The 18,506-nt window shown below is 67.9% G+C and carries 21 protein-coding genes; 14 read left to right on the top strand and 7 right to left on the bottom strand.

The window, feature by feature from the left end; translation table 11 throughout:
- Positions 1 to 207: 207 nt before the first annotated feature.
- Entirely contained in the window at positions 208 to 633 is a 426-nt protein-coding gene (hemJ, locus tag V5F78_RS20960; RefSeq protein ID WP_394070808.1) for a protoporphyrinogen oxidase HemJ, read from the bottom strand.
- A 39-nt stretch (positions 634 to 672) separates the two neighbouring features.
- Complete coding sequence (hemE, locus tag V5F78_RS20955; protein WP_394070806.1) at positions 673 to 1,719, bottom strand: uroporphyrinogen decarboxylase; 1,047 nt, start codon at positions 1,717 to 1,719, stop codon at positions 673 to 675.
- Between the two features lie 340 nt (positions 1,720 to 2,059).
- Here hemE and V5F78_RS20950 point away from each other — a divergent pair, with 340 nt between their 5' ends.
- From V5F78_RS20950 to dnaQ, 5 genes are read left to right on the top strand one after another with little or no spacing between them, the layout of a single operon-like run.
- Positions 2,060 to 2,914 carry a pyruvate, water dikinase regulatory protein gene (locus tag V5F78_RS20950; RefSeq protein ID WP_394070804.1) on the top strand — a complete coding sequence of 285 codons (855 nt, stop codon included), beginning with the start codon at positions 2,060 to 2,062 and terminating at the stop codon, positions 2,912 to 2,914.
- A gap of 16 nt (positions 2,915 to 2,930) precedes the next feature.
- Positions 2,931 to 3,545, top strand: coding sequence for a Maf family protein (locus tag V5F78_RS20945; RefSeq protein WP_394070802.1), 615 nt, complete (start codon positions 2,931 to 2,933; stop codon positions 3,543 to 3,545).
- A complete protein-coding gene (locus V5F78_RS20940) occupies positions 3,542 to 4,390 on the top strand; it encodes a shikimate dehydrogenase (protein ID WP_394070800.1) in 849 nt (282 codons plus the stop codon). The genes V5F78_RS20945 and V5F78_RS20940 overlap by 4 nt, the downstream gene beginning before the upstream one ends.
- Before the next feature lie 2 nt (positions 4,391 to 4,392).
- Entirely contained in the window at positions 4,393 to 5,001 is a 609-nt protein-coding gene (coaE, locus tag V5F78_RS20935) for a dephospho-CoA kinase (protein ID WP_394070798.1), read from the top strand.
- Positions 5,002 to 5,013: 12 nt separating this feature from the next.
- On the top strand, positions 5,014 to 5,748 hold the full coding sequence (gene dnaQ, locus V5F78_RS20930) for a DNA polymerase III subunit epsilon (protein ID WP_394070796.1): 735 nt from the start codon (positions 5,014 to 5,016) through the stop codon (positions 5,746 to 5,748).
- Positions 5,749 to 5,917: 169 nt separating this feature from the next.
- On the opposite strand, the gene secB is transcribed toward dnaQ, so the two are convergent.
- Positions 5,918 to 6,400 carry a protein-export chaperone SecB gene (gene secB / locus V5F78_RS20925; protein WP_348845776.1) on the bottom strand — a complete coding sequence of 161 codons (483 nt, stop codon included), beginning with the start codon at positions 6,398 to 6,400 and terminating at the stop codon, positions 5,918 to 5,920.
- Positions 6,401 to 6,533: 133 nt separating this feature from the next.
- Between secB and V5F78_RS20920 the strand changes: the two genes are divergently transcribed.
- Positions 6,534 to 6,743, top strand: a complete 210-nt coding sequence (locus V5F78_RS20920; protein WP_394070794.1) for a DUF1674 domain-containing protein — start codon at positions 6,534 to 6,536, stop codon at positions 6,741 to 6,743.
- A 10-nt stretch (positions 6,744 to 6,753) separates the two neighbouring features.
- On the opposite strand, the gene V5F78_RS20915 is transcribed toward V5F78_RS20920, so the two are convergent.
- Positions 6,754 to 7,560: an undecaprenyl-diphosphate phosphatase gene (locus tag V5F78_RS20915; RefSeq protein ID WP_394070792.1), complete on the bottom strand. Its 807-nt coding sequence runs from the start codon at positions 7,558 to 7,560 to the stop codon at positions 6,754 to 6,756.
- 244 nt (positions 7,561 to 7,804) lie between these two features.
- On the opposite strand from V5F78_RS20915, the gene V5F78_RS20910 reads away from it, so the two are divergent.
- The 3 genes from V5F78_RS20910 (at position 7,805) to V5F78_RS20900 (ending at position 10,759) form a co-directional block, all read left to right on the top strand.
- Entirely contained in the window at positions 7,805 to 8,494 is a 690-nt protein-coding gene (locus V5F78_RS20910) for a glutathione S-transferase family protein (RefSeq protein ID WP_394070791.1), read from the top strand.
- Between the two features lie 94 nt (positions 8,495 to 8,588).
- On the top strand, positions 8,589 to 9,785 hold the full coding sequence (queG, locus tag V5F78_RS20905; protein WP_394070789.1) for a tRNA epoxyqueuosine(34) reductase QueG: 1,197 nt from the start codon (positions 8,589 to 8,591) through the stop codon (positions 9,783 to 9,785).
- A 59-nt stretch (positions 9,786 to 9,844) separates the two neighbouring features.
- A complete protein-coding gene (locus V5F78_RS20900; RefSeq protein ID WP_394070787.1) occupies positions 9,845 to 10,759 on the top strand; it encodes a Rossmann-fold NAD(P)-binding domain-containing protein in 915 nt (304 codons plus the stop codon).
- 16 nt (positions 10,760 to 10,775) lie between these two features.
- Here the strand turns inward: V5F78_RS20900 and V5F78_RS20895 are convergent, their stop codons facing one another.
- Together V5F78_RS20895 and V5F78_RS20890 are read right to left on the bottom strand one after the other, a co-directional pair.
- On the bottom strand, positions 10,776 to 12,794 hold the full coding sequence (locus tag V5F78_RS20895; RefSeq protein WP_394070785.1) for a SpoIIE family protein phosphatase: 2,019 nt from the start codon (positions 12,792 to 12,794) through the stop codon (positions 10,776 to 10,778).
- A gap of 63 nt (positions 12,795 to 12,857) precedes the next feature.
- Positions 12,858 to 13,373 carry a universal stress protein gene (locus V5F78_RS20890; protein ID WP_394070783.1) on the bottom strand — a complete coding sequence of 172 codons (516 nt, stop codon included), beginning with the start codon at positions 13,371 to 13,373 and terminating at the stop codon, positions 12,858 to 12,860.
- A 179-nt stretch (positions 13,374 to 13,552) separates the two neighbouring features.
- Here V5F78_RS20890 and V5F78_RS20885 point away from each other — a divergent pair, with 179 nt between their 5' ends.
- Positions 13,553 to 13,987, top strand: a complete 435-nt coding sequence (locus V5F78_RS20885; RefSeq protein ID WP_394070781.1) for a GlcG/HbpS family heme-binding protein — start codon at positions 13,553 to 13,555, stop codon at positions 13,985 to 13,987.
- Positions 13,988 to 13,989: 2 nt separating this feature from the next.
- Entirely contained in the window at positions 13,990 to 14,526 is a 537-nt protein-coding gene (locus V5F78_RS20880) for a D-glycero-alpha-D-manno-heptose-1,7-bisphosphate 7-phosphatase (protein WP_394070779.1), read from the top strand.
- A gap of 282 nt (positions 14,527 to 14,808) precedes the next feature.
- Here the strand turns inward: V5F78_RS20880 and V5F78_RS20875 are convergent, their stop codons facing one another.
- On the bottom strand, positions 14,809 to 15,399 hold the full coding sequence (locus V5F78_RS20875; protein ID WP_394070777.1) for a malonic semialdehyde reductase: 591 nt from the start codon (positions 15,397 to 15,399) through the stop codon (positions 14,809 to 14,811).
- 268 nt (positions 15,400 to 15,667) lie between these two features.
- Between V5F78_RS20875 and V5F78_RS20870 the strand changes: the two genes are divergently transcribed.
- The 3 genes from V5F78_RS20870 (at position 15,668) to V5F78_RS20860 (ending at position 18,501) form a co-directional block, all read left to right on the top strand.
- Positions 15,668 to 16,906 (top strand): pyridoxal phosphate-dependent aminotransferase, encoded by a 1,239-nt coding sequence (locus V5F78_RS20870; RefSeq protein WP_394070775.1) that lies wholly within the window; start codon positions 15,668 to 15,670, stop codon positions 16,904 to 16,906.
- An 18-nt stretch (positions 16,907 to 16,924) separates the two neighbouring features.
- A complete protein-coding gene (locus V5F78_RS20865; protein ID WP_394070773.1) occupies positions 16,925 to 17,989 on the top strand; it encodes an AbrB family protein in 1,065 nt (354 codons plus the stop codon).
- Positions 17,990 to 18,093: 104 nt separating this feature from the next.
- Positions 18,094 to 18,501 carry a DoxX family protein gene (locus V5F78_RS20860; protein ID WP_394070771.1) on the top strand — a complete coding sequence of 136 codons (408 nt, stop codon included), beginning with the start codon at positions 18,094 to 18,096 and terminating at the stop codon, positions 18,499 to 18,501.
- Positions 18,502 to 18,506 lie beyond the last annotated feature (5 nt).

Raw genomic sequence — 18,506 nt, 5'->3', positions numbered from 1 at the left:
TCGTGAACCAAAGCCGGGCAGATGGAAGGGCGGGGAATCGCAGATCTTCAGGAAACACCGGGATACCGGGATCTCACCTGACGTTCCGTGTCGGCCCCATGACGTGGCCGTAAAAACGAAACGCGCGCTGCCTGCGTTTAGGAAAGCCCGAGAACAATACCGGAATCGCGGGCCCTTATGCAAGCCCTGTCGCGGCCTGCCGGCTCATCAAAAGGGCTTAAGGATCACCAGGATCACGATGCCGATCATCAGAACCGTCGGCACCTCATTGGCGATACGGTAGAATTTGGCGCTTTTGGTGTTGCGGTCCTCGGCGAAGACCCTCGTCCATTTCGCGCATTCCCCGTGGAAAGCAGACAAGGCGAGGACCAGAACCAGCTTCGCGTGCAGCCAGGGCGAGGAGATCCAGCCGCCCTCATAGATCAGGAACGCGCCGGCCAGCCACGTCACGATCATGGCCGGGTTGGAAATCGCCTTCAGCAGGCGGCGCTCCATGACCTTGAACGTCTCGGATTGCGCTGAGCCCTTCGGCGCGTCGCAATGATAGACAAACAGGCGCGGCAGGTAGAACAGCGAGGCCATCCACGAGATGACCGCCATTACGTGCAGCGCCTTGATCCAGAGATAGAGCATCTCAGCGTCCGCCTCGTACGGCGTCTGTGCACCGGAAGATCACAGGCTTATCCGCACTTTTTCCACAAGGTTTTCCACATGCGCGAGCGGGGTTTCCGGCTTGATGCCGTGACCCAGGTTGAAGATGTGCCGCGCGCCCTGAAAATCCTTGCGGATATTGAAGATTTCCTCATCCAGCTGCGCCCCTCCGGCGATCAGCCGCAGCGGGTCGAGATTGCCCTGGAGTGCCACTTTATCCCCAAGCCGTTCCCGCGCAACGCGCCGATCCGCGCTCCAGTCGAGGCCAATCGCATTGAGACCCAGGTCGGCCAGCTTCTCCAGCGCCTCCATGGTCGCGCCCTTGGGGAAGGAAATGATGCGCGCTTCGGGATGCACAGCCCGCACCCCCGCGACGATCCGCGCCAGGGGCTTGGCGCACCAACGCTCGAACGAGGCCGGATCGAGCACGCCGGACCAGGTATCGAAAATCTGCACCGCGTCCGCGCCGGCGGAAATCTGCCCGTTGAGATGGGCGATGGACATCTCCACCAGCACGTCGATCAAGGATTGGAACAGCGCGGGATCGCGCAGCGCGAGCAAACGCGCCGGCCCCTGGTCGTCGGTGCCTTGCCCGGCCACCATATAGGTCGCCACGGTCCAGGGCGCCCCGCAGAAGCCGATCAGCGCGGTTTCACGGGGCAGGGCCGCTTTCACCAGCGAAAGCGCCTCATAGACCGGCTGGACGCGATCAGGGTCGAGCGCATCGCGCAGCGCCGCCACGTCCGCACCGCTCGTCACCGGCTCCAGCCGCGGGCCCTCGCCGGCCTCGAAGCGCACATCCACCCCGAGCGCGTGGGGAATGACCAGAATGTCGGAAAAAATAATGGCCGCGTCGAAGGCGAAGCGACGGATCGGCTGAAGGGTCACCTCGGCGGCGAGCTTGGGGGTGTAGCACAGGGTGAGGAAATCACCGGCCGTGGCGCGCACCGCGCGATACTCGGGCAGATAGCGTCCCGCTTGGCGCATCATCCAGAGCGGAGGGATCGCCTGGGGCACGCCATCGAGCACGGCGAGAAAGGGGGAAGGCTGCGCCGCGCTGTTCGTCATCCCGCTCCAACTATCTAAAAAGGAATCTTATTTAAGAGAGAGTCTTTTATGTCTTAACGGTTGATTAACTATTCGCAGCGCCGTCGACAACCGGTCCACAGGCTGACACGTCCGCGCACCCTGCCCGATGAGCCGGCCAACAATCGTTAACAAAAGGTAAATTGCCCCGCGTCGGGAGATTTCCCCACAAGCCCACAGAGGGTGCCTTTGAGTCAGTCCCCACGGGTTCAATTGTGGACGACGATGCCCATGACTCTTTCGCCGGCCTTGCATGACCCCCTTGGGCGTGCGTTTCTGCACCGACCGTCCACAGGCCGGTGGATAAGTGGCAGGATATGACGTGACGGCACCGCGCGTTCCCAACGAAAGCTATTTCCATCTGCACCTGGTGTCGGACGCCACCGGCGAGACGCTGATCAATGTCGGCCGCGCCGCCTGCGCCCAATATGCCAATGTGCTGCCGATCGAGCACGTCTACCCGCTCGTGCGCTCCATGAAGCAGCTGGAGCGGGTGCTCATCGACATCGAGAACAATCCCGGCATCGTGCTCTACACGTTGGTGGACAAGGAAGTCCGCGAACGGCTGAAGGAGCGCTGCCGGGAACTCGGCGTGCCGTTCCTCTCGGTGCTGGCGCCGGTGGTGCAGATGTTCCAGTCCTATCTGGGCGGCGAGCCGCAGCCGCGCGTCGGCGGGCAGCACGCGCTGGATGCCACTTATTTCAAGCGCATCGACGCGCTGAATTTCACCGTCATGCACGACGACGGCCATATGACCGACGATCTGGAACTGGCGGACGTGGTGCTGCTCGGCGTGTCGCGCACGTCCAAGACGCCGACCTCGATCTATCTGGCCAATCGCGGCATCAAGACCGCCAATATTCCCCTCGTGCCCAATGTTCCCCTTCCCGCGGGCCTGGAACGGCTGAAAAAGCCGCTGATCGTCGGCCTCGTCGCCAGCGCGGAACGGATCGTGGAAATCCGCCAGAACCGCCTTCTGGGCTTGAATGCCGCGAACCCGAACACCGCTTATGTGGATCGCGAGGCGGTGTCCGAGGAGCTCGCCCTTTCGCGCCGGCTGTGCGCGCGCCATGGCTGGCCGCTGATCGACGTGTCGCGCCGCTCTATCGAGGAGACGGCGGCCGCGATCATCGGCCATCTCTCCGAGCGCCGGCGCCGCGCCATCGTGGAAACCTGAGCGGAGGGACCTGGCCATGACCCTTTGGTGCGGCCCTTCTCCCCTCGTGCTCGCCTCGCGCAGCGCCACCCGGCGCGCCCTGCTGGAAGCTGCCGGGCTTCCAGTGGAACTGGTTGACGGCGAGGTGGACGAGCGCGCCATCGAGACCGCCGCGCCGGCCTGCGAGGCCGGGGCGGACGATGTCGCCCGCATGCTCGCCCGCGCCAAGGCGTTCGCCGGCGCCCGCAAGCTCGATGCCGACCGCCTGGTGATCGGCGCCGACCAAACCCTCGCGCTGGGCGGCGCGGTGTTCCACAAGCCGAAGGATCGTGCGAGCGCTCGCGCCCAGCTCGCCCGCCTCGCCGGCCGCACCCATGCGCTGCATTCCGCCGTGGCGGTGGTGCAGAACGAGGAGGTGGTGTTCGAGACGGTTCAAACCGCGCGGCTGACCCTGCGCACCCTCTCCGATACCGCGCTCGACGCTTATCTCGACGCTGCGGGGCCGGCTGTGCTCACCAGCGTCGGCGGCTACCAGCTGGAAGGGCTGGGTGTGAACCTGTTCGCGGCCATTGAGGGCGATCACTTCACCATCCTCGGCCTGCCGCTGCTGCCGCTGCTGGGATTCCTGCGCGACGAGGGCGTTTTGCTGTGAGCGTGAACCTGTGCATCAGCGGCCATCCCGTGGCCTATTCCCGCTCGCCCATGCTGCATGGCTATTGGCTGGAAAAGCACGGCCTCTCCGGCACCTATGGCCGTGAGGACGTCCCGCCGGAGGAAGCCGCGGCATTCTACGCGGATTTCGCCGCGCGGGGCTATGCGGGCGGCAATGTGACCGCGCCGAACAAGGAAATCGCCTTTCGCGCGGTCGCCGAGGCGGACGAGACCGCTCGCGCGCTCGGAGCGGTGAACACGCTGTGGTTCGAGGATGGGCGCCTCCACGGCGGCAATACCGACGTCTATGGATTCATGGCCAATCTCGATGCCGGCGCGCCGGGGTGGGACAAGAGCGGCGGCCCGGTGCTGGTGCTCGGCGCGGGCGGCGCGTCGCGGGCCATCGTCTATGGCCTGCTCGCACGCGGTGTGGAGAAGCTCTGGCTCGCGAACCGCACGGTGGAACGTGCCCAGGCGTTGGCGGACCAGTTCGGCCCCCGCGTGGTGCCGATTTCCCTTGGCGAGATCGCCGCGCCCCTGGCGGATGCGGCGTTGCTGGTGAATACCACCTCGCTCGGCATGAAGGGGCATCCGCCGCTCGAACTCGATTTTTCGCCCCTGAAGGCCGAGGCTGTGGTGACGGACGCGGTCTATGTGCCGCTGGAGACACCCTTGCTGAAGGCCGCGCGGGCGCGCGGCCATCGCATCGTAGACGGGCTCGGCATGCTGCTGCACCAGGGCGTGCCGGGCTTCGAGCGCTGGTTCGGCGTGCGGCCGGAAGTCGATGCGCCGCTGCGCGAGCTGATCGTCGCGGACCTGCGTGCCAAGGGCCAGCTGGAGGCCTGATTATGTGGATTCTCGGCCTCACCGGCTCCATCGGCATGGGAAAATCCGCCACCGCCGGCCTGTTCCGCACCGAAGGCGTGCCGGTGTATGACGCCGATGCCGCCGTCCATGCGCTCTATCGCGGCGCGGCCGTGGCGCCGGTTGAGGCCGCCTTTCCCGGCGTGACCAAGGACGGTGCCATTGACCGCCCCGCCCTTTCCGCCCGCGTGCTCGGCGACGCGGAGGCGATGAAGCGGCTGGAATCCATCGTTCATCCCCTGGTGCGGGGCCAGGAGATGGCATTTCTCGATCGGGCCCGGGCCGCCGGCGCGCGCCTGGTGGTGCTGGATATTCCGCTCCTGTTCGAGACCCATGGCGAACAGAGGGTGGATGCGGTTGCGGTGGTGAGCGCGCCTGCGGACGTGCAGCGGACGCGCGTGCTGGAGCGTCCCGGCATGACGGCGGAGCGTTTTGCCGCCATCCTGGGGCGCCAATTGCCTGATTCGCAGAAGCGGGCGCGGGCCCATTTCCTGATTGATACCGGGCGCGGGTTCGAGAGTGCCCGCCATCAGGTGCGCGGCATCGTGCGCGCACTGAGCGGGCCGGGCCGGCGGCCGGCAGTGCGGGATTGAACGGAAAAGACAATGCGGGAAATCGTCCTCGACACCGAAACCACCGGCCTCGACGCCAATAAGGACGACCGGCTGGTGGAAATCGGCTGCGTGGAGATGGTCAACCGCATCCTCACGGGCACGGTCTACCACGTCTATATCAACCCGGAACGGGACATGCCGGTGGAGGCGTTCAACGTCCACGGCCTCTCCGCCGAGTTCCTCTCCGACAAGCCGAAATTCGCCGAGGTGGCGGACGCGTTCCTGGACTTCATCGCCGACGATACGCTGGTGATCCACAACGCCGCGTTCGACATCGGCTTCCTGAATGCCGAACTGACGCGCTCCGGCCGGCCGGTGATCGCCCGCGACCGGGTGATCGACACGCTGGCTCTGGCCCGCCGCAAGCATCCCGGCGCGCAGAACAGCCTCGACGTTCTGATGAACCGCTATGGCATCGACAGCTCGCGCCGCGTCAAGCACGGCGCCTTGCTGGATGCCGAGCTGCTGGCGGAAGTTTATAGCGAATTGCTGGGTGGCCGGCAGGCGATGCTTGTCGGGCTGGTGGAGGAAAGCGGCAATGCCGCGCCGCGCCTTGTGGCCGATACGGTGATCGCCGCTCGCGCGCGCCCGGTGCCGCTTGCGCCGCGCCTCACCCCGGAGGAGCGCGACATCCATCGCGCCTTCGTCGAGCAGATGGGCGATAAAGCCTTATGGGCGCAATATCTCGTGGACGAAACGCGGGCGGAAGAGGCCGCGCGGGGCTGAAGAATTCGCGCGCGACCCCCCTCACCCGGCCGTTGCACGGCCCACCTCTCCCCCTCGGGGAGAGGTGGAGGGCCGTGAACCGCAGAAATCTCCCTCTCCCCCACGGGGAGAGGGGTGGGGTGAGGGGCGCCGCCGCAATCAGCGAAAGCCCCAACCCGCTTGGAAATCCTCAGGCCTGGCCGACCGGCTGCAGGCGCTGGGCTTCGGCCATCATGCGCTGCTGGTACAGGCTGGCGAAGTCTACGGGGTCGATCATCAGGGGCGGGAAGCCGCCGTTGCGCACCGCGTCCGCGACGATCTGGCGGGCGAACGGGAACAGCAGGCGCGGGCACTCGATCAGCACCACCGGCTGGAGGCTCTGCTCGGGAATGCCCTGGATGCGGAAGATGCCGCCATAGGTCAGGTCGAAGGCGAACATGGTGTTGCCCTGGACCGAGGCCTTGCCATCCACCTTCAGCTCGACTTCGAACTCATTGTTCGCGAGCGGGCGGGCGTTGACATTGATCTGCACGCTCACGTCCGGCTGGCCGGCCGGGGAGGCCAGGGAATTCGGGGCGTTGGGATTCTCGAACGAGAGATCCTTGATATATTGTGCGAGGACATTGAGCGAAGGCGCCACATTGTCCGCCGGGCTGCCATTTTGAGTCGCCATGCTCGTCTCCCTTGAGGCTGATCCTCGTCCCCATGCGAGGTGGCGGGTCGCTAGCATGCCTCAGGATCAGGGGCAAGGACGCCGGCGGGGATGCCTCATAGGCAGCCCCGCTTATGACATGAGGAAGACCAGCATGAGCGAAACCGAAACCCGGGCGCCGGCGGCAGCGCCCGGCAAGCCCCTTTCCCCGGCAGCCCAGCGCGCCTTGGCCGAGGCGGCCGAACGGCGCGCGGCGATCGACGCGGTGGCGAAATCCATGCCGAAGGAGGTGAACGGGCGCGGCGGCACCGAGCCTGTGCGCTATGGCGATTGGGAAGTCGGCGGCATCGCCTCCGACTTCTGAAGGCTAAGGCTCAGTGCACGACGGCGAGGCCGATCAGCCCGGCCACGCCCACGATAATCCGCCACCAGCCGAACACCGCATAGCCGTGGCGCGAGACGAAATCGAGCAGCGAGCGCACCACCAGCACCGCGGCGCAGAAGGCCGCGACGAAGCCGATGACGATCAGCAGCCCGTCGTCCAGCGAGAGCATGTTGCGGCTCTTGTAGAGATCATAGACGAACGCGCCGAACATGGTGGGCAGGGCGAGGAAGAAGGAGAATTCCGCCGCCGCCCGCTTGTCCACGCCCATCAGCATGGCGCCGACGATGGTCGAGCCCGAGCGCGACATGCCGGGGATCATGGCGAGGCACTGGAAAAAGCCGATCTTCAGCGCCAGCGGGAGCGGGAAGCCCATGGCGTTGTTGTAGCGCGGCTCCGGCACGATGCGATCCACGAACAGCAGCACGATGCCGCCGAAGATCAGCGTGAAGCAGATCAGCATCGGGCTCTCGAACAGCACCGCCTTGATGAAGCCGTGCAGCGCGGCGCCGATCACCGCCGCCGGGAGAAAGGCGATCAGCACGCCGAGCACGAAGCGCCGGGCGCCGGGGCTGGTGGGCAGCGCCATCGCCACTTTCAGGAACCGCTGGAAATAGACCGTGAGGATCGCCAGCACCGCGCCGAGCTGGATCAGCACCTCGAACGTCTTGCCCGTGCTTTCGAAGCCGAGAAAATGCCCGGCCAGCAGCAAATGGGCGGTGGAGGACACGGGGATGAATTCGGTGAATCCTTCCAGGAGGCCGAGGAGCAGGGCTTCGAGCATGGTGCCGAGGGTCATGGCGCGGGAGTCCGGGCGTGATGGGGGAATGGCCAGGGGCCATGAAGCGGCGGCATCCTGAAATTTTCGCTTAACCGGTGCAATGCAAAAGCAGCCGCGGGCGCTGGCGCGGACCTTGCGTCAGGCGTTTGGTTTGGTTCACCATGTGGCCCTATTGCCACAGCGCGGGCGGCCATTCGGTCTTGCGGCACTGCGAGAACCGATCTAGACCGGGTGCCAGCCGCAGCGGCGAAACCCCCCAGACATGCATCTGCACCATCATCCTTTCTGCCCTCATTCGCGTTTCGTGCGCCTCCTGCTTGCCGAATACGGCATCGAGCCGGAGCTGGTGGAAGTGCGCGTGTGGGAGCGCAAGCCCGAGTTCCTGACGCTCAACCCCGCCGGGGAGACGCCGGTGATGGTGGAGCAGCAGGCGCCTTCCGTTCCCGGCGCCAGCATCATCGCGGAATATCTCGACGAGACGCGCGGCCTTGCCCTCGCCGACCGCCGCCTGCTGCCGGAAGACCCGGCCGGGCGCGTGGAGGTGCGGCGTCTGGTGGCGTGGTTCAACGACAAGCTGTTCCTGGAAAGCACCGAGCATCTGGTGCGTGAGCGCATCTACAAGCGCTATATGAAATCGGACCAGGGCGGCGGCCCGCCGGACGCCCAGGCGCTGCGTGCGGCGCGCAGCAATCTGCGCTACCATCTCAAATATATCGGCTGGCTGGCGAAAGGCCGCAATTGGCTGGCCGGCGAGCGCATGAGCCATGCGGACCTTGCCGCTGCCGCGCATCTTTCGGTGGCCGATTATCTGGGCGACGTGCCGTGGGACGAGGACGAGGACGCAAAGGCCTGGTACGCGCGGCTGAAATCGCGCCCGACCTTTCGCGGCCTGCTGAACGATTCCATTCCCGGCATGCCGGCCTCCAGCACCTATGCGGACCTGGATTTCTGAGCGGACCGGCGGTGCGTGAAAATCCCCCTTTCCCGCGTGCGGGGGAGGGCTGGGGAGGGGGAATTCTCCTTCCCTCGCCTCCATGCCGCCCGTCATGAGCGGCACCTTTCCCCCGCAAACCCTTCCCCGCGCCCGGGAGAAGGCTTCGGCGGTGGATACGCCGCCGGATCGGGCCACCCTTAAGGACTACCTGCGCGCGCTCGCCCTTATCGAGGGGTTCGACGCCTTCGGCATCGCCGACCCCGATGCCGCCTCGGCCGCAGGGCCGCGCCTGCGCCAATGGGTGGCGGAGGGAAACCATGGCGACATGGGATGGATGGCGGACACGCTTGATCGCCGCGCCGACGCCCGCACTTTGTGGAGTGAGGTGCGCACGGTCGTCATGCTGGGCCTGAACTATGGTCCGGACGAGGACCCGCGCGCCGCGCTGGCCCAGCGCACGGGCGGTGTCATCTCCGTCTATGCGCGGGGCGAGGATTATCACGAGCTGATCAAGGCGAAGCTCAAGCGCATTGCCCGCGCTTTGCTCGCCAAGGCGGGGACCGGCGACGTGAAGGTGTTCGTGGACACTGCGCCGCTGATGGAAAAGCCCCTCGCCCAGGCGGCGGGCCTCGGCTGGCAGGGCAAGCACACCAATCTGGTATCGCGGGCGCGCGGCTCGTGGCTGTTCCTCGGCGCCATTGCCACCACGCTCGACCTGCCGGTGGATGCGCCGGAGGGCGATCATTGCGGGCACTGCCGCGCCTGCCTCGATGCCTGCCCCACCGCCGCCTTTCCCGCGCCCTATCGCATGGATGCCCGGCGCTGCATCTCCTATCTCACCATCGAGCATGCCGGGCCGATCCCGCGCGACCTGCGCCCGCTCATGGGCAACCGCATCTATGGCTGCGACGATTGCCTCGCCGCCTGCCCCTGGAACAAGTTCGCCCAGACCGGACGCGAGATGAAGCTCGCCGCGCGGGACGAAAATCGCGCGCCCGCCTTGGCGGAGCTGGCCGCTTTGGACGATGCGGCGTTCCGCGCGCGCTTCGCCAAAAGCCCCATCAAGCGCACCGGGCGCGTGCGCATGGTGCGCAATGTGCTGATCGCCATGGGCAATTCGAACCATGCCGGTTTCCTGCCGCAGATCCTCTCCCTGCTGGAGGATGACGCGCCGCTGGTGCGCGGGGCGGCGGTGTGGGCGCTCTCGCGCCTGATGCCGGCGGGCGAATTCGCGCGGCTCGCGGCATCGCGCCCGCAAGATCCGGACAGCGCGGTGCGGGCGGAATGGGAGGCGGCGGGCCGCCCCTGAGGAAGGGTCTCCCGGCAGAACGGCCGCTTTCGCCCTTGCCGGAAGCGCGCGCCTGCGTCATGACCGATGACATGAGCACGCTGCTGGCGGTGGGATTGGGATATTGCGGACGCGCCCTGCTGGCGCGCGATCCGGTGCCGTTCTCGCGCGTCATCGGCACCAGCCGTACGCGCGAAGGGGCGCAGGCGCTCGCTTCGCTGGCGCGGCCCGGCCTTTCGGTCACGGGCCTGCCGTTCGATGGCGTTCATCTGTCCGCCACGCTCGAACAGGCCTTGCGCACAGCCAACGTCCTGCTGCTTTCGGCGCCTCCCGGCGAAGCGGGCGATCCGGTTCTGGCGGTCGGGCGCGCGGCGCTGATGGCCAATGTCCATCTGCGCTCGGTGATCTATCTGACCACGCTCGGGGTTTACGGCGACCATAAGGGCGCCTGGGTGGATGAGCGCGCCGTGCCGAAGCCGGGTTCGCTGCGCCTGGAACGGCGCCTTGCGGCGGAAGCCGAATGGCTGAAGTTCGGTGGCGCGCGCGACGTGCCGGTGGCGGTCCTGCGCCTTGCCGGCATCTATGGGCCGGGCCGCAACGCTTTGGTGCAGGTGGCGCGCGGGGAGGCGCGGCGCATCGACAAGCCCGACCAGGTGTTCAACCGCATCCATGTGGACGACATCACCGCCAGCATCCGCAATGCGGTGAAGCGGCGGTTCCATGGCGTGGTGAATGTGACCGACGATCTGCCCACCGCGCCCGGCGAGCCGATCCTTGCCGCAGCAACGCTGCTGGGGGTGGAACCCCCGCCGGCCATCCCGTTCGACGAAGCGGCGCGGGACATGACGCCCATGGCGCTATCCTTCTGGGCAGCCAACAAGCGGGTCGCCAATTATCGGCTGAAGCACGAGCTGGGCGTCACCCTCGGCTATCCCACCTATCGCCAGGGCCTCGCCGCGCTCTATGCCGCCGGCGAAGGACGCGACCTGAAATAGCCGTCCCTTTGCGGGGCTATGGTTCCCGTTCCAGCCAGGATTTCAGCAGCGCCAGCTGGCGCGGGCCCTGGAGCGAAAGCGCGCGCGCGGGGCCGAGCTGCGCGGCATCGTCTGGAGCGTGTTCCACCTGGCGGGCCAGGTCGGCGGCGCCGGCAAGGCCGAACTGGCCGAGCAGGCCGGCGAGCGCATGGGCTTCGCGCCGCAGCGCGGCCCCGTCCCCCGCCTCGACCAGCGCGGCCCAGGTCTCAAATCGGCGCGCGGCATTCTCCATGAACCGCTCGGCAAGGCCCTGGAAGGCCGCCGGGCTCACCGCATTGCGCAGCGCGGCGACGCCGGACAGCTCGAGCCCATCCGCGTCGGCCACAGCGGGAAGATCGACGGCGCCTTGAGGCGGGACGGGTTCGGGCGCCGGGCCTGCGGGGAGGGGGGTGGCGCGATGGTCCGCAGCGCCGGCCGGATCAAGCGTTTGTGGGGCGGCCTCGCGGTGCGGTTCGGCGGGGATGCGAGCCGCCGGTGCCGGAGCGATCCCGGTGCCGGCGGGGTCGCTGCGCTCCAGCAGGATCAGCATCCAATCGTCCTGCGGATCGGGACCGAGGCGGGCCGAGATGCGCGCGGCGGTGCGCCCGGCGGCCGCCGGCAGGGGCAAAGCGGCGCGACTCTGCACTTCGCCCACCAGCCAGTCCGGGCAGGTCCCGCCGCTCGCCAGTTCCGCCGGGTCCAGCCCGTCGGTCGCGAGCAGCAGGCGTTCCCCGGGGGCGAGCGTCAGGCGCGTTTCCGCGTAGCGCGGCCGGTCGGCGAAGCCGAGTAGCGGCCCCTCGCAGGCCACAGCCCGCGCCGAGGTGGCGCTGAGGATCATGGGGTGGGGATGGCCGGCCGAGGCGATCTCGATCGTCCCGTCCGCCAGCAGGTCCACCACCAGGGCGGTGGCGATGGCGGCATCGAAGGCCGGCTCGCCAAAGATCAGGTCCGACCAGCGGGCCAGGAATTGCCCGGGCGAGAGGCTGGGGTCGAGATCCAGCGCGCGCACCATGGCGGCATGGGCGATGGCGCCGGCCTTGGCGTCTATGCCGTGGCCCATCACATCCACCATCACGATGCGCTCGCGCCCCGGCCGGGGCAGGTGCACCACCAGGTCGCCGCCGCCGATGTCGGCGGTTTCGTGCAGCAGCGCCAGGGCGAACGGGCCGAGCGCCTGCGGCAGGTTGGGCTGCACCAGCTGGCCGAGGGTGGTGCCGAAATAGCGGAACAGCCGCACCCGCTGGCGCAGGGCGCGGGTGAGCGCGAGCTGGATGGTCTCCAGCAGGGCTTCCGGCGTCACCGGCTTGGTGAGGAAGGTGTCGATGCCAAGCTCCAGGGCGCGGGTGCGCACGCTGGAATCCGCCGTGATCATGACGATGGGGATGGGCGGCCGGTCGCGGTCTTCCTCAAGCGCCGCCACGAGCGCGGTGCCCGGTTCGGCGCCGAGATGGAAATCGGTGAGGATCAGGTCCACCTTGGTTTCGCGCGTCAGCAGCAGGGCGCTGCGCAGGTCGCGCGCGGCGATCACGCGATAATGCGGCTCCAGCAGGCCGAGATAGGTCTCAAGAAGAACTTCCTCGTCCTCCACCACCAGCACCTGCGGCCGCCGGCGCGCCAGCTGGCGGCGCAGAACGAAGCGGTTGGGCGGGCCGGGCTGGTAGCGCGCCTGGTCGAGGAAATGCCGGGCCAGCGGCAGGCCGCGGCCGGATTCGGCATCGGGCGCCATGCGGGTGAGGCTCGCCGCCTCCCAGGCTGCCGCGAAGCCGAGGAACGGGCCGCCGTCATCCTCCAGGTCGAGGGTGAGCACGATGCCTTCCAGGCGCACCCGCACGGCGATTTCGCGCGCCGGCGGGCGGGCGTGCTGAACGGTGTTGGTGGCGAGTTCCACCAGCGCCAGCACCACCTCGTCGCTGATGTCCGCGCCGATGCGCAATTGCGCCAGCTGGCGGCGCAACGCCTTGCGGATCCAGGAGATGCTCTCCAGCGTGGCCGGCCTGCGCGCCTCGAACAATTCCAACGCCCGTCCCCTCCCGTTCCATCCCTTATGGCCTTGCGGCGCGGCGCTGTTCCCCCGGCCGCGTCAGGCGAGGGCGTCCAGCTCCTCGTCCGAGAGCGCGCCGGGCACGATCGTGACGGGAATGGGAAAGCGCGCCGCATGCGGCCCGGCGGCGGCCGCGACCAGGGGGCCCGGCCCTTCCGATCCGGTTCCGGCGGCGAGCACGAGAATGGCGATGTCGCGGTCCTCGCCGATCAAGTCCAGCAGAGCGGCGCTCTTGCCGCCCTCGCGGATCACGGTTTCCGCCTCGATGCCCGCGAGCTGGCGGGCACGGGCGGCATAATCGTCGAGATGCGCCTGCATGGCCTCGGTGGCTTCCGCGCGCATCAAATCGGCGATGCCGAGCCATTGCTGGCGCGCGCCCTCCAGTTCCAGGATGCCCAGCATCACGACCCCCGCGGCGGTGCGCGCGGCGCGGCGGCTGGCGTAATAGACCGCGCGGTCGCATTCCGGGGTTTCGTCGATCACCACCAGGAACTTGCGGCGGTGCCCCGGCTCGTTGATCTGCCGCTTGGGATTGGTGTTGGTGATGGGATGCATGATCCGGCCCTCTCCCGCCTCGCCGCGATGCTGCCACGCGCCGCCCCTGCCATCGACAAAAAACCGCGCCAGCGCAACCGCCTCCCGCGTTTCGCTGGCGTCTTTCCCCGGTGGCTTTCCCTGACCGCGGGCTTGTAATACTCCTCCTGCCGTCGCACGGGGCGGCACGGGAGACGCGCATGTCGGTTTTGACCCTCGACCAGGCCCAGACCATCCTGTCCACGGCGCTGCGCCAGGCAGCGGCTCAGAATCTCAGCCCGCTCGCCATCGTGGTGCTGGACGGACGCGGCGCGCTCAAGGCGTTCGCGGCCCAGGACGGCACCAGCCTGAAGCGCGGCGAGATCGCCATCGGCAAGGCGCGCGGCGCGCTGGCGCTGGGCATGGGCTCGCGCTCGCTGTTCCGCCGCGCCAAGGAGCAGCCCTTCTTCATCGCCGCGGCCGGCGAAGTGGTGGGCGATCTCATTCCGGTGCCGGGCGGCGTGCTGATTCGCGATGCGCAGGGCGCCATCTGCGGCGCGGTCGGCATTTCCGGCGACACCTCGGACAATGACGAGGCCTGCGCCGTCGCCGGCATCGAGGCGGCAAGCTTCCGCGCCGATCCCGGCCAGGACTGAGCGTGGGCGAAGGAAGCGGGACGGGGGCGCAAGCCCTGCGTCCCGCCGCGTTCCTGGATCGTGATGGCGTGCTGAACGTCGATATCGGCTATGCCTTCCGCCCGGCGGACCTGTGCCTGATGCCGGGCGCGGGGGAAGCGGTGGCGCGGCTGAATGCGGCCGGCTATCTGGTGTTCGTGGTCACCAACCAGTCGGGCATCGCACGCGGGCTGTATACGCTGGAACAGGCGCACGCGTTCAACGCAGCGCTGGCGGAAGCACTGTCCCGCCACGGCGGCCATGTGGACCGCTTCTATCTCGCGCCGTTTCACCCGGAAGGCAGCGTCGCGGACGATGCATTCGACCCTTTCGACCGCAAGCCCAATCCCGGCATGATCCTGCGTGCGCTCGCAGAATGGCCGGTGGATAAGGCCCGCTCCTTCCTCATCGGCGACAAGGACACGGACCTGGAAGCCGCCCGCCGCGCCGCATTGCCGGGGCATCTCTATGCGGGGGGAAACCTGGACGATCTGGTGCGCGAGATTATCGGCGGGGATTGAAACGAAAATTCCGCCCCAAGCTGGGGCAACGGGGGGCGGACCCGGCAGAAGGCCCCGCAAACCCTGTGTTTTCCTCAGAATGTTTCACGTGAAACATTCGGGCGGCGCAGACGAACGGCGGATTCGCAGGCGATCACGCCGCGTTTTCGGGCGATGAAACGGCCGTTTCGGCCGAATTCCGCGCGCCGAAGTTCGGTGAACGCGCGGTCTGCGGCGAGAGGCGCCTGGTGACAGGCGCCCCCCGCGAGCGTGGGGACGATCGACCGGTCGGCCGGGCGTGCCTCAGAGGATCTTCGCACCTTCCTCGAAGGGCAGGCGCGGCAGGCGGGGCATGACCTTCGCCGGGTCGCCATGGCCGAGGGCGGTGATGAAATTGGTCTTCACCTTGCCGTCCGGGAAGAATTCCGCATCCAGCTTGGCGGCGTCGAAGCCGGACATGGGGCCGACGTCCAGCCCCACCGCGCGGGCGGCGAGCATGAAATAGGCGCCTTGCAGCGCGGAGTTGCGGAAAGCGTGAGGTTCGACCATAGCGGGATTGTTCACGAACAGATCCTTGAAGCCCGGCGCATGGGGGAACAGCTGGGGGATCTTCTCGTAGAATTCCAGGTCATAGGCGATGATGGCGATGACCGGCGCGGCGAGCGCCTTGAGATTGCCTTCCATCAGCGCCGGCTTCAAGCGCGCCTTGGCTTCCTCGGACGCCAGGAACAGGATGCGCGCGGGCTGGGTGTTGGCCGAGGTCGGGCCATAGATGGCGAGATCGTAGAGCGCGCGCAGCTCGGCTTCGCTCACCTTCTGGTCGGTCCAGCCGTTCTGCGAGCGCGCCTTCAGGAACAGAGTGTCCAAAGCGGCCTGATCAATCTTATAGCTCATGGCATCACCCGATGGAGGAGCCGGGCCTCAAGCCCGGTAAGGCCTTCGACTTAAGCTTGCGAGGCAGCCCGGAATAGGGGGTCGCCATGCAAAGGCCATTTGCAAGAATGCAAATCACGCATCAAGAATGCTGATTGATGTGTCACGCCATTTGATGGGTGCTCACGGGCGAACATGAGTATGGTCGCCGCGCTTGCCCGCGCGCTTCACGCGGCGAGCGTCCCACCGCGCCGTCGCGCCCAAAGGCTTCTGCCCAGGCTGTCCCCTCATGACCGCACCCGCCTCCGCCTCCGCGTCCGTCGCTCCCTCGGGCGTTTCCGCCGCCGATCCCCTGCTGGACGCGGTGCGCGCCCATGTGCGCGCCCTGCCGGAGAGCGGCATCGTGGAAGTGATGAATTACGGGCGCAACCGCGAGGGCATCGTGCCCATGTGGGCCGGCGAGGGGGATATCCAGACCCCCGCCTTCATCTGCGAGGCCGCGGCGCAGGCGCTGCACGCGGGCGAAACCTTCTACACCTGGCAACGCGGCCTGCCGGATCTGCGCGCGGCGATCGCCGATTATATCGCCGGCCTCTATGACGTGCCCTGCGATCCCGAGCGCTTTTTCGTCACCGGCTCGGGCATGCAGGCGATCCAGATCGCCTTCGCGCTGGCGCTCGGAGCGGGCGACGAGGTGATCATCCCCTCGCCCACCTGGCCCAATGCGGCGGCGGCGGCGCTGAAGGCCGGCGCGCACCCGGTCTATGTGCCGTTTGCCTATGGGCCGGGCGGCTTCGCGCTGGATCATGAGCGGCTGGCACAGGCGGTGACGCCGCGCACCCGCGCCATCTTCCTCAATTCGCCCGCCAACCCCACCGGCTTCGTCGCCTCGCTGGAGGATCTCAAAGCCGTGCTGGCGCTCGCCCGCAAGCATGGCCTGTGGATCGTCGCCGACGAGATCTACGGCCGCTTCCATTATGGGGAAGGCGCGCGTTCGCCCTCGTTCCACGACGTGATGGACGCGGACGATCACATCCTGTTCGTGCAGACCTTCTCGAAGAACTGGGCCATGACCGGCTGGCGCATCGGCTGGATCGAGGCGCCGGCGGCGCTCGGGCAGGTGATCGAGAACCTGATCCAATATTCCACCTCCGGCGTCGCCGCCTTCATGCAGCGCGGCGCGGTGGCGGCGCTGACGCAGGGCGAGCCGTTCGTCGCCGCGCAAATCGCCCGCGCCCGCCACGGCCGCGACCTGGTGGCCGACGCGCTGCTGGCCACCGGAAAGGTCGATCTCGTGAAGCCGGACGGCGCCTTCTATCTGTTCTTCGGCATCGAAGGGGAACGCGACGTGCGCACGCTCGGCCTGCGGCTGGTGGACGAGGCGAATGTGGGCCTCGCCCCCGGCACCGCCTTCGGCATAGGTGGTGAAGGCTTCATGCGCCTGTGCTATGCCCGCGGCGAAGCGCAGCTGCGTACCGCCGCCGACCGGCTGGTGCGCTGGCTGGAGGCCCGCCCCCCGGGCCGGTGAAGCGTTCAGGCCGATCTCATGACCCTCACTTTCCCCTCGCGCCGGGGTGTCCTGGTGGCGAGCCTTTTCACCCTCGCCAGCGGCGCGCTCGGGGGGCTGGCCTTCTTCCGCATGGGCATGCCGGCCGCCTGGATGTCGGGCGCGCTGATCGTCACCACGGCGCTCGCCTTGTGCGGCGCGCGGCTGGCCGTGCCGACGCCGGTGCGGTTCATGGGCTTCCTGGTGCTCGGCGCCTCCATGGGCACCGCCATGTCGCCGGATATGCTGACCCATGCCGCCACCTGGCCGATTTCCATGGCTTTGCTCGCGGTCAGCGTGGTCGGGGTGATGGCCGGCAGCATGGCGTTCCTGGTGCGGGTGGCGCGGTGGGATGCCCAATCGGCCTTCTATGCCTCCGCGCCGGGCGCGCTCAGCACGGTGGTGGCCATGGCCGCGACCACGCCGGCCGACATGCGCAAGGTGGCCTTTTCCCAGGCGATGCGGCTGTTCCTGCTGGTGGCGGCCCTGCCCCATGTGATGGGCCGGGTCGGCCATCCCGCCGGCGCGCCGGCGGCGGCGCCGCTTTCGTCCTTGCCGGACGTGGCGATCCTGCTGGCGGTGAGCCTGGCGACCGGGGTGGCGTTCAACCGGCTGCGGGTGCCCGGCGGCATGCTGGTGGGCGCCATGACCGGGAGCGCGCTGCTGCACGCCTTCGGCCTGTCGCATGCCTTCGTGCCGCCGATCCTGCTGATTCCGAGCTATGTGGTGCTGGGCGCGGGCGTGGGCATGCGGTTCCAGGGCACCGACCGGGCGACCTTGCGCTCGTGCCTGTTCGCCTCGCTCGGCGCGTTCGCGGTGGCGCTGGTGGTGTCGGTGGCCTGCGCGCTGCTGGCGGCGCACCTGACCCATGACGATCCCGGCAAGCTCATCACGGCATTTTCGCCCGGCGCGCTGGAGACCATGACCGTGCTCGGCTTCGCCATGGGCTACGACCCGGCCTTCATGAGCGCGCATCACCTGTTCCGCTTCGCCGGAATTTCGGTGTTCCTGCCGCTCGCGGCTCATCTGATGTTCACGATTCGTCGACAGCACACGCCGGACTAGCGACGCGGGCGCGGTGTCACCGCATCGTGAGCGCGGCCGTGTTGCCTTGTGCCGGATGCGCGGCCCAAAGAGAGCCCATATCCTGACATGCCGGAGGGGCACTCATGAACCGTATCGACGATCTCGCATTGCTGGTGGGCCGCCTGCTGATGGCCGCGCTGCTTCTGCCCTCGGGCATTCGCAAGGCCACCAACCTTGGCGGAACCGCGCAATATTTCGCCGGGCTCGGCCTGCCCGCGCCGGATCTGATGGCGATCGCCGCCGCCACCACGGAGATCGGCCTGCCGATCCTTCTGGTGCTGGGCGTGGTGCCGCGCTTGACCGCGTTCCTTACCGGCGGCTTCGTGCTGCTGACCGGCTTGATCGCGCATCGCTTCTGGGATGTGGCGGACCCTGCCGCCGCCATGGGCCAGCAGATCCATTTCCTTAAGAACGTGGCCATCGTTGGCGGCACCATGTTCTATTTCGTCTCCGGCGCGGGCGCGTTCTCGCTCTCCGGCCGCAAGCGCTGAGGCTT

It is taken from the genome of Roseixanthobacter glucoisosaccharinicivorans (genome assembly GCF_043195095.2).
Taxonomy (GTDB): domain Bacteria; phylum Pseudomonadota; class Alphaproteobacteria; order Rhizobiales; family Xanthobacteraceae; genus NCEH01.
Note: the sequence above shows the minus strand (reverse complement) of the source record. Positions and strands in the feature narration are given on the sequence as shown.

What these genes read in the sequence shown, in the direction of transcription:
- V5F78_RS20885 (WP_394070781.1), top strand. Translation starts at nt 13,553, where the DNA reads ATGTCGGTTTTGACCCTCGACCAGGCCCAGACCATCCTGTCCACGGCG.
- secB (WP_348845776.1), bottom strand. Translation starts at nt 6,400, where the DNA reads ATGGCGACTCAAAATGGCAGCCCGGCGGACAATGTGGCGCCTTCGCTC.
- V5F78_RS20910 (WP_394070791.1), top strand. Translation starts at nt 7,805, where the DNA reads ATGCATCTGCACCATCATCCTTTCTGCCCTCATTCGCGTTTCGTGCGC.
- V5F78_RS20890 (WP_394070783.1), bottom strand. Translation starts at nt 13,373, where the DNA reads ATGCATCCCATCACCAACACCAATCCCAAGCGGCAGATCAACGAGCCG.
- queG (WP_394070789.1), top strand. Translation starts at nt 8,589, where the DNA reads ATGAGCGGCACCTTTCCCCCGCAAACCCTTCCCCGCGCCCGGGAGAAG.
- V5F78_RS20875 (WP_394070777.1), bottom strand. Translation starts at nt 15,399, where the DNA reads ATGAGCTATAAGATTGATCAGGCCGCTTTGGACACTCTGTTCCTGAAG.
- dnaQ (WP_394070796.1), top strand. Translation starts at nt 5,014, where the DNA reads ATGCGGGAAATCGTCCTCGACACCGAAACCACCGGCCTCGACGCCAAT.
- V5F78_RS20865 (WP_394070773.1), top strand. Translation starts at nt 16,925, where the DNA reads ATGACCCTCACTTTCCCCTCGCGCCGGGGTGTCCTGGTGGCGAGCCTT.
- coaE (WP_394070798.1), top strand. Translation starts at nt 4,393, where the DNA reads ATGTGGATTCTCGGCCTCACCGGCTCCATCGGCATGGGAAAATCCGCC.
- V5F78_RS20920 (WP_394070794.1), top strand. Translation starts at nt 6,534, where the DNA reads ATGAGCGAAACCGAAACCCGGGCGCCGGCGGCAGCGCCCGGCAAGCCC.
- V5F78_RS20900 (WP_394070787.1), top strand. Translation starts at nt 9,845, where the DNA reads ATGACCGATGACATGAGCACGCTGCTGGCGGTGGGATTGGGATATTGC.
- hemJ (WP_394070808.1), bottom strand. Translation starts at nt 633, where the DNA reads ATGCTCTATCTCTGGATCAAGGCGCTGCACGTAATGGCGGTCATCTCG.
- hemE (WP_394070806.1), bottom strand. Translation starts at nt 1,719, where the DNA reads ATGACGAACAGCGCGGCGCAGCCTTCCCCCTTTCTCGCCGTGCTCGAT.
- V5F78_RS20860 (WP_394070771.1), top strand. Translation starts at nt 18,094, where the DNA reads ATGAACCGTATCGACGATCTCGCATTGCTGGTGGGCCGCCTGCTGATG.
- V5F78_RS20915 (WP_394070792.1), bottom strand. Translation starts at nt 7,560, where the DNA reads ATGACCCTCGGCACCATGCTCGAAGCCCTGCTCCTCGGCCTCCTGGAA.
- V5F78_RS20945 (WP_394070802.1), top strand. Translation starts at nt 2,931, where the DNA reads ATGACCCTTTGGTGCGGCCCTTCTCCCCTCGTGCTCGCCTCGCGCAGC.
- V5F78_RS20870 (WP_394070775.1), top strand. Translation starts at nt 15,668, where the DNA reads ATGACCGCACCCGCCTCCGCCTCCGCGTCCGTCGCTCCCTCGGGCGTT.